Raw genomic sequence first — 16,189 nt, 5'->3', positions numbered from 1 at the left:
GCTTAGCTGTCCCGGGCAATAACGAAGCGGGCGGCGTCCTTCAAGGTTTCAGCGGCAGGCCCATAGCCATCCAGCGCAGCACAGGCCTGATCCACCAGCTCCGCCGCGCGGGCCTTGGCGGCGTCCAGCCCCAGCAGCGAGACAAAGGTGGCCTTGCCCGCCTTTGCATCCTTTTGCAGACGTTTTCCGGCTTTTTCGGCATCACCCTCAACATCCAAGATGTCATCCGCGATCTGAAAGGCAAGGCCCAGAGCACGGGCATAGTGGCGCAGCGGGTCCGGGTCTGCCTGAGCCAGCCGTGCCCCCGCGCAGGCAGACCATTCGATCAGCGCCCCGGTCTTACCTGCCTGCAACCGCGTGATCTGTTCCAGCGTCAGCGGAGCCTCCGCCGTTTCCGCCGCGATATCCAGCGCCTGTCCCAGCACCATACCTTGCGCACCGCTGGCTTTTGCCAGTGTTAGGGTCAAATCTGAGCGAATTGCGGCCTCGCCAACCTGCGCGTTCCCGCAAAGCTCAAACGCGAGCGTCTGCAACGCGTCCCCGGCCAGAACGGCCGTACCCTCATCCCATTTTACATGAACCGTGGGCCGCCCCCGGCGCAGATCATCATCATCCATGCAAGGCAGATCATCATGGACCAGCGAATACGCGTGCAGCGCCTCTATAGCCGTCGCGGGCCAAATGGCTCGTTCAGTCTCAACACCATGCAACCGCGCACTTTCCAATACCAAAAATCCGCGCAGCCTTTTGCCGCCCTTGGTGGCATAGGCCATCGCCTGGGTCACATCCAGATTGTCCAGCGCCCCCAGAACCTTATCAAAATGGTTCTGAATAAGCGCGGCATCCTGTGCCAGTCTGTCTCGAAACATTTACTGACCTTCGACAGGCGTGGTCCCGGTCGGCTGACCATTGGCGTCCAGCGTGATCGCCGCCACTTTTTCCTCGGCCCGCTTCAACTCATCCTCGCAGCGTTTCTTCAGCTGCGCCCCGCGTTCGTACAGAGCAATGGACTGGTCCAATGCAACATCGCCACGCTCAAGCTGACCAACCACGGCCTCCAGCTCTTTCATAGCCTGTTCGAATGTCATCTGGTCGACGGGTGTCTCGGTCATTTGGCTGCTTTCATCAATTCTTCCACATGAGCACGGGTGGCCTCGGCCAAGGCTTTCAGATCATACCCGCCCTCCAGAGTCGAGACGATACGACCGCCGCACAGCTCTGCCGCGATCTGGCACAGCTCTGACGTGAGCCAGGCAAAATCCCCGGTGGACCAGTTCAATTCGGCCAGCGGATCATCCTGATGCGCATCGAACCCTGCCGAGATAATGATCAGCTCAGGTGCAAAGGCACGCAGACGCGGGAAGGCCAACCGTTCATAGGCCGCACGCATCTCGGCCCCACCTGTACCAGGTGCCAGAGGGATATTCAGCACCGTGTCATAAGCACCGGTTTCATCGGGGCGTCCAGATCCCGGCCACAAGGGCATCTGCTGGCTGGTAATGACCAACGCGCGCTTTTCGTCCCACAGCAGATCCTGCGTGCCATTGCCGTGATGCACGTCGAAATCCACAACGGCCACGCGGCTCAGCCCGTGGTGATCCAGTGCATGTTTCGCCGCCAGCGCAGCATTGCCGAACAAGCAAAACCCCATGGCGGTGTCCGTCTCAGCATGATGCCCCGGAGGCCGCACTGCACAGAACGCATTCGGCGCCTCACCGCCCAGCACCAAATCCACCGCCCGAACAGCTGCCCCCGCCGCGCGATACCCCGCGCTCACCGAACCCGGCGACATGAACGTATCGCCGTCGATCTGCCGAAACCCATCCACAGGTGCGCTGCGCCGAACGTCTTCAATATAGCTGTCCGGATGAATACGCCGCAGATCATCATCTGCTGCCAAGGGCGCAGTCTTGCGATCCAAATCCAGCGGCTCCAAGGCATGCAGAATATGTTCCAATCGCGCGACCCGCTCAGGGTGGCCGTCCGGCGTCACATGTCCAAGACAATCCGCATGAGTCAAAAGCGCAGTCTTCATCAGGATCCCATCTTCATCTGGCTAACAATATCCTCGCCGAAGGCAAAAAATCGCCGCGCAGCGGCCCTTAGTCCGGGGCCAACATGTACCCTGCACCGCGCACAGTTTGCAAATACCGCGGCTGCTTGGGGTCCTGTTCGATCTTGCGCCGCAAACGGGTGATCTGCACGTCCACCGCGCGCTCCTGCGCCTGGCCTTTGTCGCGGCCCAAATCTTCAACCAGCTTCGACCGGCTGATCGGCTCACCCGGTTGGGCTGAGAAAATCTTCATCAACTGACTTTCCGTAGCCGTCAGACGCACAGGTTCTTCGCCCTGCCACATCTCGCCCTTCTCAACATCATAGCGGATGGGTCCGAGGTTCAGGATCTTGCTAACCGTCTCTTGCGCAGGTGTCTCGGGCATCCGACGCAGGATCGCGTTGATCCGTAGCAACAATTCCTTGGGTTCGAACGGCTTGGCCAAATAGTCATCGGCCCCAGCCTCAAGCCCCGCGATCCGATGCTCGGTCTCGCCGCGCGCGGTAAGCAACAGGATCGGCGTCGAATGGGTTTCGCGCAGCGCCTTCGTTAGGCTGACACCATCTTCGCCCGGCATCATCACATCCAGCACGATCATGTCGAAATCCAACCCCGACAACACCCGCCGCGCGTGGGCTGCATCACGGGCCGACGTCACCAGAAACCCGTTCCGCATCAGAAACTTCTTGAGCAGATCCCGAATGCGTTCGTCATCGTCAACGATCAGCAGATGCGCGTCCATATCGCTCATGAGGTGGTATCCCGCAATTTCCTGTATGCATGACGCATATCAGCATCCATCATCGCTTCAAGCACTTTACGAAACCCTGAAACAGCCTCGGGGCCCGCTTCCTTGTACGCCGCCCGCATCCGAACGCGCTGCGCCTCGGACAAAGTAGTCTCCAATTCTCGGCCTCTCTCTGTCAGAAATAGGTGCCTTTCACGTTTGTCCACGGTTCCTACCCGACTTTCGACCAACCCGTCGTCAATCAAGGTTCGCAACACCCGGTTCAGAGACTGTTTCGTCACACCCAATATGGCCAGCAGATTGTTCACCGTGGTTCCCGGAGCCCGGTTGATGAAATGAATGGCCCGGTGATGGGCGCGACCATAGGCCAATTCGGACAGAATGCGATCAGGGTCCGCCGTAAACCCGCGATACGCGAAAAACATCGCTTCGATCCCTTGCCGTAGCTGCTCGTCCGTCAGAAACAGCAGGCTTTCTCCGCCAAAGACCTGGGCGGGACGGGTGTCGGACATCTTGTGCCTCATTCGTTACTTGGGTCGAGTTTATGTCAGCGTTATTGACATTCCAAGGGCAGACAGGTATCGAATCGCAGTTTTTGCGCAACATTATGTCCGCTTCGGACTTAAATAACGCAACAATCGGAAATTTCAGCCCGGTTCAGGAGGTTTCGCATGTCGGGATATGATGATCGTGATGGTGTCATCTGGTTGGATGGCAAACTGGTGCCCTGGCGCGAGGCCAATGTACACATCCTGACCCATGCGATGCACTATGCGTCTTCGGTCTTTGAAGGCGAACGCGCCTATGGCGGCAAAATCTTCAAAAGCCGCGAACACTCCGAGCGTCTGATCGCCTCGGCCGAGGCTCTGGACATGCCAATGCCGTATTCGGTGGACGATATCGAGGCCGCCAAGGAAGAAACCCTGAAAGCCAGCGGACTGCAGGACGCCTATGTGCGCGTTCTGGTCTGGCGCGGCTCGGGTGAGGATATGGGCGTCGCATCGGCCAAGAACCCGGTGCGGATGGCCGTGGCTGTCTGGCCTTGGGGCGCATACTACGGCGACGCCAAGATGCAGGGTGCGAAGCTGGATATCGCAGAATGGAAACGCCCCAGCCCCGAAACCATCCCGGTTCACGCAAAAGCGGCGGGTCTCTACATGATCTGCACCATCTCCAAGCACAAAGCCGAGGCCAAGGGATGCTCGGATGCCTTGTTCATGGACTACAACGGCTATGTGGCCGAGGCTACCGGCGCCAATGTCTTCTTCGTCAAAGATGGTGAAGTTCACACCCCTCTAGCCGACTGCTTTTTGAACGGCATCACCCGCCAGACCGTCATTCAGATGCTGAAAGACAAGGGCATCACTGTCCACGAACGCCGCATCAAGCCCGAGGAAATGGCCGAATTCGAACAATGCTGGCTGACCGGTACAGCGGCCGAGGTCACTCCGGTCGGGCAAATTGGCGATTATACGTTCGAGGTAGGCGACCTCACCCGCGAGATCGCCTCGGACTATGAGGCGTTGGTCCGCGCCTGATCCCAAACAACCAATTCTAACGAACCCCCGCGGATCCGCGGGGGTTTTCTTTTGCCAAACGTGCGGGATTTATTGCAGATCGTTCGAACCCATGGATGTATGCGCATAATCGTTTAGGTTAAGCATATGTTAGACCTGCTCAGCGATATCCTCACGCGCCTGTCCCTAAAAGGCACGTTCTACTTCCGCACATCGTTCACGCCGCCCTTTGGCGTCCAGGTGCCAGCCTTCGAAAACGTGGCCCGGTTTCACTTTGTACAGCGGGGCGAGCTGAAGGTGCATGTCTCGACCACCGGCGAAACACTGCGGCTACGGCAAGGCGACCTGATCCTGATCCCGCACGGGTCCGCGCATGCTCTGCTCTGCAATGAGGTTAAACCGCTGGACGCTTTGCCTTTGGAAGAGGTGCTGGAAAAATCCGGCTACCAAGGCGACGGCGTTCTGGTCTATGGCGGCGAGGACAAAAGCCGGGATACGCAGCTGATCTGCGGGCATTTCTCGTTCACCGGCCCGCCGGGGCGGCAGGGCACGGGACATATGCTAATCGACCGGCTGCCCCCCTATATCCTGATCGAGAACTACGGCGAAGAGGCCGGAGCCTGGATCGAATCGACCCTGCGCATGATCGGGTCCGAGGTCAGCGGCGCCCGCATTGGCGGCGATCTGATTGCGCTGAAACTATCCGAAGTGCTGTTTGCCCAAGCCATCCGCGCCCATCTGGAACATCAAAGCCCCAGCGAATCTGCCTTGGCTGGGTTTGCTGATCCCCGCGTGTCACGCGCGCTGACAGCTTTCCACCAGTCTCCGGCGCAGGACTGGAGCGTCGAGTTGCTGGCCCGCGAGGCCGGGATGTCACGCACGGCCTTTGCCCAATTATTCGCCGAAAAGATGGGCACGACTCCGATGCAATACCTGACCGACTGGCGCATGCAGATCGCCTGCCATGGTCTGACCGAAAGCCGCTGGAACGTCGCGGACGCAGCTGCAGAAGTAGGCTATGCGTCCGAGGCCGCATTCTCGCGCGTGTTCAAGAAGCAGGTCGGTCTGTCCCCGGCGGCTTATCGAGCCATGCACTGAAGCGACGGAATTTTGGACGATCTGCAATATCATGCGAACGATCCGGACTGATGCGTTCGGGGTTACTGATCTAACTTGGACTCATACCAAGCTAAGGAAAGGAACCTTCCATGTCTGCCCGTTTCGTGACCCGCAACATTCACGCCTATCTGGATTACCCCGTTGCCATTGCGCTGATGACCTTGCCATTCATACTGGGTCTAGGCCAATCCAACCCGCTGGCGCTGTGGCTGTCGGTCGTGACCGGCGTCGCAGCATTTGTGCTGACCGTGCTGACCGATCACCATCTGGGGATTTGGCGTGTGCTGCCCTATAAACTGCACCTGACAGTCGATCTTCTGGTCGGGCTGACCTTCCTTGCTGCGCCCAGCCTGCTTGGATTTTCCGGCCTGGATGCGGTATTCTACTGGGTGAACGGTGCGGCAGTTGTTGTCGTGATCGCACTCAGCGCGCCGGAACAGGAAGTCACGGCCTAAGCACCTTATCCACAAGTGTCACAATATCATCGTGATACTTTCAAAAAACTGAGCCGCTTGTTTTACAAACAGGTGGCTCACTGCCGCTCACCAATTGCGTGGTCCTGAAGGGCCACCAGACAGGAGAGCCCAAATGACCCGAATCCTTCGCCCCAACCGCCGCGCCTTTCTGGCTGGCAGCACCGCCTTTGCCGCATCACTGTCCATGCCCGCCATCAGCCGCGCATCCTCGCGCCCGGTTTTCACCCACGGCGTTCAGTCGGGTGATGTTGACACCACCTCGGGTATGATCTGGACTCGCACCGATCGACCGGCTCGCGTGATGATGGAGGTCTCGACCACCGAGAGCTTTACCGATGCGCGCAAACTGACCCCTATGGATGCAATCCCCAACAGCGACTTGGCCGTCAAGCGGTTGGTCGACGGGTTGCCGTCGGATCAGGACATCTTCTATCGGTTTACCGCAGCGGATCTATACGACATTAGCGCCATATCAGAGCCTATTATTGGCCAATTTCGCACTGCACCAACCTCACGCCGGAATATCCGCTTTGCCTGGTCGGGCGATACCGCTGGGCAGGGTTGGGGCATCGACGACGAAGGGATGCGCACCTACGCCACCATGGCGCAGCACAAGCCCGATTTCTTCATCCACTCGGGCGACACGATTTATGCCGATGGTCCGATGCAGGATGAGGTCGTCAAGGGCGATCAACTGATCTGGAAAAACACAACCCTGATCGACGAGAAACGCAAAGTGGCTGAAACGCTGGACGAATTCCGTGGTCAGTGGAAATACAATATGATGGACGAGCATGTGCGCTCTATGAACGCCGTCTGCCCGACCTTCTTTCAGTGGGATGACCATGAGGTCGTGAACAACTGGTCGGATGCGAAAGACCTGATCTCGGACGACCGCTATTCTGAGAAATCGGTGCACGTGCTGCAATCCCGCGCTGCCCGTGCCTTCCACGAAATGACACCGCTGCGCATCACCCCGGCCGAGCCGGGGCGGGTGTATCGCAAGATCGCATATGGTCCAATGCTGGACGTGTTCTTTTTGGACCTACGCAGCTATCGCGGGCCGAACGGGGCCTCGATGGAGGATGAGATCACTGATCAGTCCCGCATTCTAGGGGCCGAGCAACTGGCTTGGCTGAAACGGGAACTCGCCGCGTCCGAGGCGACGTGGAAGGTTATCGCATCCGACATGCCAATCGGTCTGATCGTCTGGGACAACTGGCGGGAACAAGCCGGGGCCGAAGCCATCGCAAACGGCGATAGCGGCCCCGCCAAAGGGCGCGAGTTGGAGATTGCCGAACTGCTGCAATTTATCAAAACCGCCGGGATCACCAATACGGTCTGGTTCACCGCTGACGTTCACTATACCGCCGCGCACTATTACGACCCTAACAAAGCGCAATTCCAGGATTTTGAGCCGTTCTGGGAATTCGTCTCGGGCCCGCTGCATGCCGGAACTTTTGGGCCGAACGCCTTGGATGGGACCTTCGGCCCCGAGGTCAAATTCGTCAAAGCCCCGGCCGAGGGACAAGGTGTCAATCTACCCCCCAGCGCCGGTCTGCAGTTCTTTGGATTGGTGGATATCGACGGAGCCACCGAGCAGATGACAGTGCGTCTGATGGACCGCGCCGATACCGAGCTGTGGTCGATCACGCTGGACCCAAAGTCTCGCGCAATTTAATGGGATCAGAGCGCCCCAGACTTATGATCAGTGGCACTCTGTCATTCCAACACTTAAAAATCCACGCCGCGCTGGGCTTTGATACCAGCTTGGAACGGGTGTTTCTCTTCCGTCATTTCGGTGACAAGATCTGCATAGTCACGCAGCGCCTGCGGCGCGTCGCGGCCCGTAAGAAACACGCTGGTTTTGTCCGAGCGTGCATTCAGCCCATCAATGACCTGCTCGACCGACAGATACTCGTACCGAAGGGCAATGTTGATCTCGTCCAAAACCACCAGGTCATAGTGCCCGCTGGCCATCAGGTCACACGCCTTGCCAAAGGCGGCGTTCGCCGCGGCGATGTCACGCTCTCGGTCCTGCGTGTCCCAGGTAAAGCCCTCGCCCATTGTGTGCCATGTGACCAGATCGCGTTCTTCAAAGAAACGCCGCTCACCCGTTTTCCACTTACCCTTGATGAACTGCACAACGGCAACTTTCTGGCCCCAGCCCAGCGCCCGAATGACCACACCAAACGCCGCCGAGGACTTACCCTTGCCCTTGCCGGTATTGATCAGGACCAACCCGCGCTCGGGGTCTACGGCCTCGGAGACTTTCTTGCGGTGCTGGGCCTGCACCTTCTGCATCTTTTCCTTGTGATCCTGCGCATCACTCATGGTGGGAACCTTTCCTTGTGTTGCGCCCAACCTAGGTGAAGTTCGCGAAAGGTAAAGATCAGCCTTTGGGATCCGTGACTGAACGCGCTTTTGCCCGCTCCAGCCCCAGTTGCCGTTCGCGCAGGATCACCACCACATTTCCCGCGATAACCAACGCTGCCCCACCCAGCATGACCAAAGTCGGCAGCTCGTCGAACCAGACATAGCCGATGACCACCGCAAACAGCATCGTGGTATAGTCATAAGGTGCCAGCATCGAGGCTTGCGCGAACTTGTAGGACGTCGTGACCAATATCTGTGCAACCCCTCCTGTCAGCCCCACAAGAGCCAATATTAGGGTCTGTTCAAGCGTGGGCGCGGTCCATCCCCAAAATGCCGTCAAGGCGGACAGCAGCGTTGCCGTGACAGAAAAGTAAAAGGCCACGGCGGCGGGGTGATCGACCTGAACCAGTTGTCGGATATGGATTTGCACGAATCCTCGCGCCATCGTGGCAACCAGAACGCATAGCGCGCCGAGGCTTGCCGTGCTTTCCATGTTGTTGCCGCCCAGCCGAGGCCAGATCATGATCAGAACGCCCAGCAGCCCAAGGCCGACAGCACCGATACGGATCATGCGAATGCGCTCACCCAGAATGACGGCCGCCAGAATCAGCGTGAAGATCGGCGTGGCGTAGCCAATGGCCGTGACCTCGGGCAGAGGCAGCAGGGCAAGCCCCGTAAAGGTCAGCCCCATGGCCGAAGTTCCCAGAACACCGCGCCAGACGTGGCCCATCGGCTTTCGGGTGATCAACCCTTGCGCCAGCTCTCCACGCCAGAGCAGCCAGCCAATGATCACAGGGATGGCAAAGAGCGAGCGGAAAAAGACCATCTCGCCCGGCGGGAACGTATCCGACAGCGCTTTGACCAATGCGGCCATAGCCGTGAACAGGAACAATGCGCCCAGCTTCAGACCCACCGCCAGGGCGGGTCGATGCGATGTTAAGGATTTTGCCATGGGCCGGACCCTGCGCCTTTAACGGGCAAAGATCAACCGGTCGCGTCGCCGTTTATCCACGTCCGCGGCAGGTCACTGCCGATTTCCTCGGCGAACTCGTGCAGAAAACGGATCATACGCGCGGTCCTTGCTTTTGCGATCTGCCGCCCGGTTTCAGTCAGCATGTCATCAGACAAGCTCAGCAGTTTCACTTTCCAATGGTCGAGCGAATAGTGCAGATCATCCAGCGCGCGATCAGCCGCAAACGGATCGGCTGCATCGTAGAGCTTGCGCCCCAATGCGCCCGAGACCGAAAAGTTCCGTGCAATCCCGATGGCGCCCAGCGCATCCAGCCTGTCGGCATCGCGCAGGATGCGTGCCTCGGGCGTCTCGGGCGGGATATTAGCCGAGAAGCTATGTGCCTCAATGGCATGTTTGGTGGCGTCAACCTGGGCGCGGCTAAAGCCAAATCCACTCAGAATAGGCACTGATTCCGATGCGGACTTGCGCGAGGCCAGATGGCGATCCGGGTCATCTTTTGGCAAGTTGACCAGATCGTGCAGATAGCTGGCGGCAAGCAGGACAGTCATGTCAGTCTGGTCATCGGAAATGGCCCGAGCGTTTACCCAGACACGGTCCAGATGGGCCAGATCATGGGCCGGGTCCGTTTCCATGCGTTGCGCCACGACAGCGCGCAGGCGGCTGCGCAGGTCAGCCGATATGTCCACGGTTTTCTCCGATCTGGCCGCGATGTAGCAGCAGGTGGTCCAGAATCACACAGGCCATCATCGCCTCACCCACCGGGACGGCTCGGATGCCGACGCAGGGGTCGTGGCGGCCTTTGGTGATGATCTCGGTTTCCTCACCCGATTTGGTGATCGTCTTGCGTGTGGTCAGGATGGATGAGGTCGGCTTTACCGCAAACCGCACCACGATGTCCTGCCCGGTCGAGATACCGCCCAGAATTCCGCCCGCGTGGTTGGAGCTGTATTGCGGGCCGTTCTGACCCATGAAAATCTCATCGGCGTTGGCCTCACCTGTCAGTTCGGCGGCGGCCATGCCTTCGCCTATCTCGACACCTTTGACGGCATTGATCGACATCATTGCGGCTGCCAGATCAGTGTCTAACTTGGCATAAATCGGAGCGCCCAGCCCAGCGGGGACGCCCCGCGCGACGACTTCGACCACAGCGCCAACCGAGTTTCCGGATTTGCGCAGGTCATCCAGATAGGCGGCCCAGTCGTCGGCGGCTTGGGCGTCAGGTGTCCAGAACGGGTTCTGTTCGATCTGCGACAAGTCGAAATTGGCGCGGTCGATTTTGTGTGGGCCGATTTGGGTCATGTAGCCTGTGATCTGCACGTTGGGCGCGATCCGCTTGATCGCTTCACGTGCCAGCCCTCCGGCCGCGACGCGCGACGCGGTTTCACGGGCCGAGCTGCGCCCACCGCCGCGATAGTCACGGATGCCGTATTTCTGCCAGTAGGTGATATCGGCATGTCCCGGACGGAACTTGTCGATGATGTCGCCGTAGTCTTTCGAACGTTGATCGGTGTTCTCAATCATCAGCTGAACCGGGGTGCCTGTAGTCTGACCTTCGAACACGCCTGAAAGGATTTTCACCTGATCGGGCTCACGGCGCTGGGTCGTGAACTTGTTTTGCCCGGGTTTGCGCTTGTCCAGCCAGTGCTGGATCATGGCTTCGTCTATGGCGACACCCGGAGGGCAACCATCCACCGTGGCGCCCAAGGCGGGGCCATGACTTTCACCCCAAGTGGTGACGCGGAAGAGGTGTCCAAAGCTGTTCATCGACATGGGGCGTGCTCCTTTGGAAATTGTGATTAGCGGGGAGTGTCTTTGGCCTCAAGCGGATTTGCATGCGGAAAGCGGGGGAAGGGGGCGCTGCCCCCGTCGCGCGGGCGCGACTCCCCCGAGGTATTTTCGAACAGAAGAACGATCAGGCCGCTTGTACGATTGAGGCGCGGGTTTTTGTGATTGTCAGAGCCGCCTGGGCGGCCTCGCGGCCTTTTTCGACGAAATGGGCGCGGTAGATGGCGTTGTGATGGTCGGTTTCCTGATACTGGTGCGGGGTCAGCGAGACCGACAGGACCGGCACGCCCGTGTCCATGCCCGCGCGCATCAACCCGTCGACCACCGCCTTTGCTACGAAATCATGCCGGTAGATACCACCATCCACCACAAAAGCGGCACAGGCGACGGCCTCGTAGCGCCCGGTTTGCGCTAGATCGCGCGCCAGCAGGGGCATTTCGAACGCGCCTGGGACATCGTAGACGTCGATCTGGTCGGCTGGGATGACCTGTTGGAACCCTTCCAGCGCCTGATCGACGATATCGGAATGCCAGTTGGCTTTGACGAAAGCATAGCGGGTGTGTGTCATTTGTGATCTCCTTAGCAAAACAGACACGTCACCCAAGGCGATCACGAACAGCCGCGCCAATGGGCACGCTGCACGTTCTCTTTCATCCGGACTTTAACCGTCGGCTCTGGCCTCTCACCAGATCTGCTTGTCACCTCGTGTACTGAGGCCGCTCGCGGGCTTACGGGTCAGCGCCCGCATACCGCCGGTAGGGAATTTCACCCCGCCCTGAGAACGACGCGGACCTTGCCAAGATCGCTGCGAATCTGCAAGGCGTTCCGTTAGGAGATTTGATATGCACCCAAACCCGGCTTTCCGCTCTGAAGATCAGGCCTTAAGTGTCGAATTTGCCCGCGCGCGGGCCTTTGGCGTGGTGGCGTTGTCCACCGAAGGCGCTCCTTTGATCAGTCATGTGCCTTTCCTGCTGAGCGAAGATGGCACGTTCGCAGAATTGCATCTTGTGCGGTCGAACCCGATTGTCCGCGCGCTGACAGTCCCGCGCGCGGCGAAAATCGCCGTCACCGGGCCGGACGGCTATGTCTCACCCGATTGGTACGGGGTCGAAGATCAGGTGCCGACGTGGAATTATGTTGCGATCCATCTGACGGGAATGCTGGAACTGCGGCCGCACGATGAGTTGCAGGGCCTTTTGGACCGCCAGTCGGCCTTTTATGAGCAGCGGCTGTTGCCCAAACCACCCTGGACAACAGACAAGATGACGCCCGAGGCGCTGGATCGGATGATGCGCATGATCGTGCCCTGTCGGATACAGGTGGATGATATTCAGGGCACCTGGAAGCTGAATCAGAACAAACCCGATGCTGTGCGCTTCGCGGCGGCGGATCAGGTCGGCGGTGGGATCGGGGTGGACTTGGCAAAGCTGGCCACGCTGATGCGCGGCCAGCGCTAGGGTCAGTTGCTGAAGGTGGCCAGATAGGCGGCGATATCTTCGGCACCTTTTTTCAGCTGCACGCTCATGTTGGGGCGGGCGGTTTCGTCGTCCAGGTAGTCTTTGATGAAGCGGATCGGATCTTTTGAATAGGCGGCAATGTTGTCTTCGGTCCAGACAAGCCCCTCTTGTCCAGCGCGGATCATATCATCGGTGAACATGCCAATAGGCAGGCGTTCGCTTCCATTCAAGTAGTCAGTTTCTGTACCCGCAACGCGCCCGACCACGCCAAATAGATTCGGTCCGGTGATTCCACCTTTGACCAGAACCTCATCACCCTTGATGATCGCGTGGCACGAGGAACACCGGTTATAAAGCGCCTTTCCTTTGGCTGCGTCCCCGGCGGCGCTGACCTGCGAGGACAGCGACAGAGCGAAAACAAACGTGATCAGGGGAAATTTGGGCATGGGATGCGTCCTGCTGAGAATTGTCCTTGCCCGCGCCTTCTTGCATTCATCTTTGAAGTGCAATCGAAATCGCGTCTCAACTGGGCATTCTGAAATATCTAATTTGAACTCATATATTTAGCTGGGTCAAATCTGGCGAAAGTTGAAATTTTCATGGCCAAAATCAGGAAAATTATGGGTGATTTCACCTGAAATCTCCGGCCAGAATACTGAGACCCATCAGGGTGACGGGCGTGCCCAAAGCAAACCGAATCACCCCAAGCAGACGTGGGCGAGCAAAGGTGGATTTTTCCGGTCAAACCGGCCCGGACCTTGAAAAAATACCCTGACGTTGTGACATGAATGCCCAGATGCGGCGTAGTGCGCGCCTATGACCGCTGGACGAACCGATTTCTCCCGGATAGATAGCCGCGATGAGACGCCGCTTTGATGCGGTGCTGATGCATGTTTGCCCGGTATCCTCCGGGCGCCGGAATCGGAGAAAACCTCGTGTCCCACGCAGAAGACCACGAAGGCACCCGCAGAGATTTCCTCTACTACGTCGCTGGCGGCGCAGGTGTCGTTGCGACGGGTGCAGCCGTATGGCCCCTGATCAACCAAATGAATCCCTCGGCAGACGTTCAGGCGCTGTCCTCGATCCGTGTGGACGTGAGCGGCGTTGAGCCGGGGACGCAGCTGACTGTGAAATGGCTGGGTAAACCCGTCTTTATCCGTCACCGCACCGGTGCCGAGATCCAAGAGGCCAAAGAGCAGGACGCCGAAGGTCTGGATGCGCTGCCCGATCCGCTGGCGCGCAACTTCAACCAACCGGCTGATGCGCCCGCGACCGACGAAAACCGCGTCATGCCCTCGCCCGAGGGCGAAGCCCCCGGCGCCTGGCTGGTTCAGATGGGCGTATGTACGCACCTGGGCTGTGTGCCGCTGGGTGATGCCGGTGACTTTGGCGGCTGGTTCTGCCCCTGCCACGGTTCGCACTACGACTTGGCTGGCCGAATCCGTAAAGGCCCCGCGCCTGAAAACCTGCCTGTTCCGCCTGCGGAATGGACAGACAACAGCACCATTAAACTCGGCTAAGGGAGACCCAGATGTCCGGAATTCCCCACGATCATTACGAGCCGAAGACAAACGGCGAGAAATGGCTGAACAGCCGCCTGCCCATCGTCGGCCTGATTTACGACACCATCATGATCCCCACCCCCAAGAACCTGAACTGGTGGTGGATCTGGGGCATCGTCCTGGCGTTCTGCCTGGCGCTGCAAATCGTCACCGGTATCGTTCTGGTGATGCACTACACCCCGCATGTTGATCTGGCCTTTGCCAGCATCGAGCACATCATGCGCAACGTGAATGGCGGCTATATGCTGCGCTACCTGCACATGAACGGCGCATCGCTGTTCTTTGTTGCGGTCTACATCCACATCTTCCGTGGCCTGTTCTACGGCTCGTACAAATCCCCGCGTGAGATCACGTGGATCATCGGGATGCTGATTTACCTGATGATGATGGGTACTGCCTTCATGGGCTATGTTCTGCCCTGGGGTCAGATGTCCTTCTGGGGAGCGACCGTGATCACCGGACTGTTTGGCGCGATCCCTTTCGTTGGTGACGCGATCCAGACCTGGCTGCTGGGTGGACCCGCGGTGGATAACGCTACGCTGAACCGCTTCTTCTCGTTGCACTATCTGCTGCCGTTCGTGATTGCGGCGCTGGTGATCGTGCATATCTGGGCCTTCCACACCACCGGCAACAACAACCCCACGGGTGTTGAGGTTCGCCGTACGTCGAAAGCTGATGCCGAGAAAGACACTCTGCCCTTCTGGCCGTATTTCGTGATCAAGGATCTGTTCGCACTGGCCGTGATCCTGGTCGTGTTCTGGGCGGTTGTCGGCTTCATGCCGAACTATCTGGGCCACCCCGATAACTACATTGAAGCCAACCCGCTGGTCACGCCGGCACACATCGTGCCTGAATGGTACTTCCTGCCATTCTACGCGATCCTGCGTGCCTTCACCGGCGAGGTCTGGGTTGTGCAATTCGCCAGCTTCATCACCGGCGGCATCATCGACGCCAAATTCTTTGGTGTTCTGGCGATGTTCGGCGCGATCCTGGCGATGGCGCTGGCCCCGTGGCTGGACACATCGACCGTGCGTTCGGGCAAATACCGTCCGATGTTCAAATGGTGGTTCTACCTGCTGATCGTCGACTTCTTTGCCCTGATGTGGCTGGGTGCGATGCCCGCCGAGGAGCCCTATGCGACCTTCTCGCTGATCGCGTCCGCCTACTGGTTCGCCTATTTCTTCGTGATCCTGCCGATCCTGGGTGTCATCGAAAAGCCCGATGCACAGCCGGAGACGATCGAAGAAGACTTCAACGCGCATTATGGCAAGGCTGACGCCGACGCCACGCCGGCCGAGTAAGAAGAGGGACCGGAAACATGTTCAAGAAACTTGCAATCGGTGCCGCGTTTGCCTTGGCCCTTACCCCTGCTGCGTCTTTCGCGGCAGGTGGCGGCGAGCAGCATATCGAGGATTTCCACTTCTCGTTCGAAGGGCCGTTTGGCACCTGGGACAAGCACCAGCTGCAGCGCGGTCTTCAGATCTACACCGAGGTCTGCGCGGCCTGCCACGGCCTGCAATATGTACCTCTGCGTGATCTGGAAGCGCTGGGATACTCGGAAGAAGAAGTGATCGCCTATTCGGCAGAGAACTTCGAAGTGTTCGATCCCGAGCTGGACGATTTCCGTGCGGCCATCCCGACGGACCACTTCCCGGCCAATACCGGCGTCGGCGCACCGGACCTGAGCCTGATGGCCAAAGCCCGCGCGGGCTTCCACGGCCCTTACGGTCTGGGGATCAACCAGCTGTTCAAAGGCATGGGTGGTGCGGAATACATCGCCTCGCTGCTGGACGGTTATACCGGTGAGGAAAAAGAAGAGGCCGGCACCATTCTCTATGAGAACAAGGCTTTCCCCGGTGGATGGATTTCAATGGCACCTCCTATGTCGGATGATCAGGTTGAATTCGCCGATGGCCACCCCGCCACGGTCGAAGCCATGTCCGAGGATATTGCGGCCTTCCTGATGTGGACGGCTGAGCCCAAGATGATGGAGCGCAAGTATTCCGGTTTTGTCGGCGTGATCTTCCTGTCGGTTCTGTCGGTGCTGCTGTATCTGGTGAACAAGCGCCTGTGGGCCGGTGTCAAAGGTAAGCGCAAAGACTAAGGTTTTTGCATCGCTGAAA

General features: G+C 58.8%; 19 protein-coding genes and 1 riboswitch. Of the genes, 8 read left to right on the top strand and 11 right to left on the bottom strand.

Annotation, left to right across the window (positions count from 1 at the left end; genetic code table 11):
* Nucleotides 1-2: 2 nt before the first annotated feature.
* From ACR0C5_RS16225 to ACR0C5_RS16205, 5 genes are all read right to left on the bottom strand, one after another.
* Entirely contained in the window at nucleotides 3-869 is an 867-nt protein-coding gene (locus tag ACR0C5_RS16225; protein ID WP_480877884.1) for a polyprenyl synthetase family protein, read from the bottom strand.
* Nucleotides 870-1,112, bottom strand: coding sequence for an exodeoxyribonuclease VII small subunit (locus tag ACR0C5_RS16220; RefSeq protein WP_170785396.1), 243 nt, complete (start codon nucleotides 1,110-1,112; stop codon nucleotides 870-872).
* A complete protein-coding gene (locus ACR0C5_RS16215) occupies nucleotides 1,109-2,035 on the bottom strand; it encodes a histone deacetylase family protein (protein ID WP_480877882.1) in 927 nt (308 codons plus the stop codon). Before ACR0C5_RS16215 ends, ACR0C5_RS16220 begins: the two co-directional genes overlap by 4 nt.
* A gap of 67 nt (nucleotides 2,036-2,102) precedes the next feature.
* A complete protein-coding gene (locus tag ACR0C5_RS16210) occupies nucleotides 2,103-2,804 on the bottom strand; it encodes a response regulator (protein WP_170770751.1) in 702 nt (233 codons plus the stop codon).
* Nucleotides 2,801-3,313, bottom strand: a complete 513-nt coding sequence (locus tag ACR0C5_RS16205) for a MarR family winged helix-turn-helix transcriptional regulator (RefSeq protein WP_170770752.1) — start codon at nucleotides 3,311-3,313, stop codon at nucleotides 2,801-2,803. The genes ACR0C5_RS16210 and ACR0C5_RS16205 overlap by 4 nt, the downstream gene beginning before the upstream one ends.
* A 159-nt stretch (nucleotides 3,314-3,472) precedes the next feature.
* Here ACR0C5_RS16205 and ACR0C5_RS16200 point away from each other — a divergent pair, with 159 nt between their 5' ends.
* From ACR0C5_RS16200 to ACR0C5_RS16185, 4 genes are all read left to right on the top strand, one after another.
* Complete coding sequence (locus ACR0C5_RS16200; protein WP_170785402.1) at nucleotides 3,473-4,339, top strand: branched-chain amino acid aminotransferase; 867 nt, start codon at nucleotides 3,473-3,475, stop codon at nucleotides 4,337-4,339.
* A 126-nt stretch (nucleotides 4,340-4,465) separates the two neighbouring features.
* The gene (locus ACR0C5_RS16195) at nucleotides 4,466-5,416 is read left to right on the top strand and encodes an AraC family transcriptional regulator (protein ID WP_170785404.1); all 951 of its coding nucleotides are present in this window, start codon (nucleotides 4,466-4,468) and stop codon (nucleotides 5,414-5,416) included.
* A 110-nt stretch (nucleotides 5,417-5,526) separates the two neighbouring features.
* On the top strand, nucleotides 5,527-5,892 hold the full coding sequence (locus ACR0C5_RS16190; RefSeq protein ID WP_480552566.1) for an SPW repeat domain-containing protein: 366 nt from the start codon (nucleotides 5,527-5,529) through the stop codon (nucleotides 5,890-5,892).
* 133 nt (nucleotides 5,893-6,025) lie between these two features.
* Entirely contained in the window at nucleotides 6,026-7,594 is a 1,569-nt protein-coding gene (locus tag ACR0C5_RS16185; RefSeq protein ID WP_480877879.1) for an alkaline phosphatase D family protein, read from the top strand.
* 53 nt (nucleotides 7,595-7,647) lie between these two features.
* Here ACR0C5_RS16185 and cobO read toward each other — a convergent pair whose 3' ends face one another.
* The 5 genes from cobO to ACR0C5_RS16160 all read right to left on the bottom strand — a co-directional run bounded on the left by cobO (nucleotide 7,648) and on the right by ACR0C5_RS16160 (nucleotide 11,615).
* Nucleotides 7,648-8,247 (bottom strand): cob(I)yrinic acid a,c-diamide adenosyltransferase, encoded by a 600-nt coding sequence (cobO, locus tag ACR0C5_RS16180; RefSeq protein WP_170770762.1) that lies wholly within the window; start codon nucleotides 8,245-8,247, stop codon nucleotides 7,648-7,650.
* 58 nt (nucleotides 8,248-8,305) lie between these two features.
* The gene (locus ACR0C5_RS16175; protein WP_480877877.1) at nucleotides 8,306-9,241 is read right to left on the bottom strand and encodes a DMT family transporter; all 936 of its coding nucleotides are present in this window, start codon (nucleotides 9,239-9,241) and stop codon (nucleotides 8,306-8,308) included.
* Between the two features lie 32 nt (nucleotides 9,242-9,273).
* The gene (locus tag ACR0C5_RS16170) at nucleotides 9,274-9,948 is read right to left on the bottom strand and encodes an HD domain-containing protein (RefSeq protein WP_480877875.1); all 675 of its coding nucleotides are present in this window, start codon (nucleotides 9,946-9,948) and stop codon (nucleotides 9,274-9,276) included.
* Nucleotides 9,932-11,032, bottom strand: a complete 1,101-nt coding sequence (aroC, locus tag ACR0C5_RS16165) for a chorismate synthase (RefSeq protein WP_480877873.1) — start codon at nucleotides 11,030-11,032, stop codon at nucleotides 9,932-9,934. The genes ACR0C5_RS16170 and aroC overlap by 17 nt, the downstream gene beginning before the upstream one ends.
* 142 nt (nucleotides 11,033-11,174) lie before the next feature.
* A complete protein-coding gene (locus ACR0C5_RS16160) occupies nucleotides 11,175-11,615 on the bottom strand; it encodes a 6,7-dimethyl-8-ribityllumazine synthase (protein WP_480503557.1) in 441 nt (146 codons plus the stop codon).
* Nucleotides 11,616-11,685: 70 nt separating this feature from the next.
* A riboswitch (FMN riboswitch) is annotated at nucleotides 11,686-11,834 on the bottom strand.
* A gap of 55 nt (nucleotides 11,835-11,889) precedes the next feature.
* On the opposite strand from ACR0C5_RS16160, the gene ACR0C5_RS16155 reads away from it, so the two are divergent.
* Nucleotides 11,890-12,504 carry an FMN-binding negative transcriptional regulator gene (locus ACR0C5_RS16155; protein WP_480877871.1) on the top strand — a complete coding sequence of 205 codons (615 nt, stop codon included), beginning with the start codon at nucleotides 11,890-11,892 and terminating at the stop codon, nucleotides 12,502-12,504.
* A gap of 2 nt (nucleotides 12,505-12,506) precedes the next feature.
* Here ACR0C5_RS16155 and ACR0C5_RS16150 read toward each other — a convergent pair whose 3' ends face one another.
* A complete protein-coding gene (locus ACR0C5_RS16150; protein ID WP_480877869.1) occupies nucleotides 12,507-12,950 on the bottom strand; it encodes a c-type cytochrome in 444 nt (147 codons plus the stop codon).
* A 489-nt stretch (nucleotides 12,951-13,439) separates the two neighbouring features.
* On the opposite strand from ACR0C5_RS16150, the gene petA reads away from it, so the two are divergent.
* From petA to ACR0C5_RS16135, 3 genes are read left to right on the top strand one after another with little or no spacing between them, the layout of a single operon-like run.
* Nucleotides 13,440-14,024 (top strand): ubiquinol-cytochrome c reductase iron-sulfur subunit, encoded by a 585-nt coding sequence (gene petA, locus ACR0C5_RS16145; protein WP_170785419.1) that lies wholly within the window; start codon nucleotides 13,440-13,442, stop codon nucleotides 14,022-14,024.
* Between the two features lie 11 nt (nucleotides 14,025-14,035).
* Nucleotides 14,036-15,367: a cytochrome b gene (petB, locus tag ACR0C5_RS16140; RefSeq protein ID WP_480877867.1), complete on the top strand. Its 1,332-nt coding sequence runs from the start codon at nucleotides 14,036-14,038 to the stop codon at nucleotides 15,365-15,367.
* Nucleotides 15,368-15,384: 17 nt separating this feature from the next.
* Complete coding sequence (locus ACR0C5_RS16135) at nucleotides 15,385-16,170, top strand: cytochrome c1 (protein ID WP_170770776.1); 786 nt, start codon at nucleotides 15,385-15,387, stop codon at nucleotides 16,168-16,170.
* The last annotated feature ends 19 nt before the right edge of the window (nucleotides 16,171-16,189 follow it).

The organism is Ruegeria sp. N8 (assembly GCF_056531325.1).
This window is presented reverse-complemented; position numbering and strand designations above follow the sequence as displayed.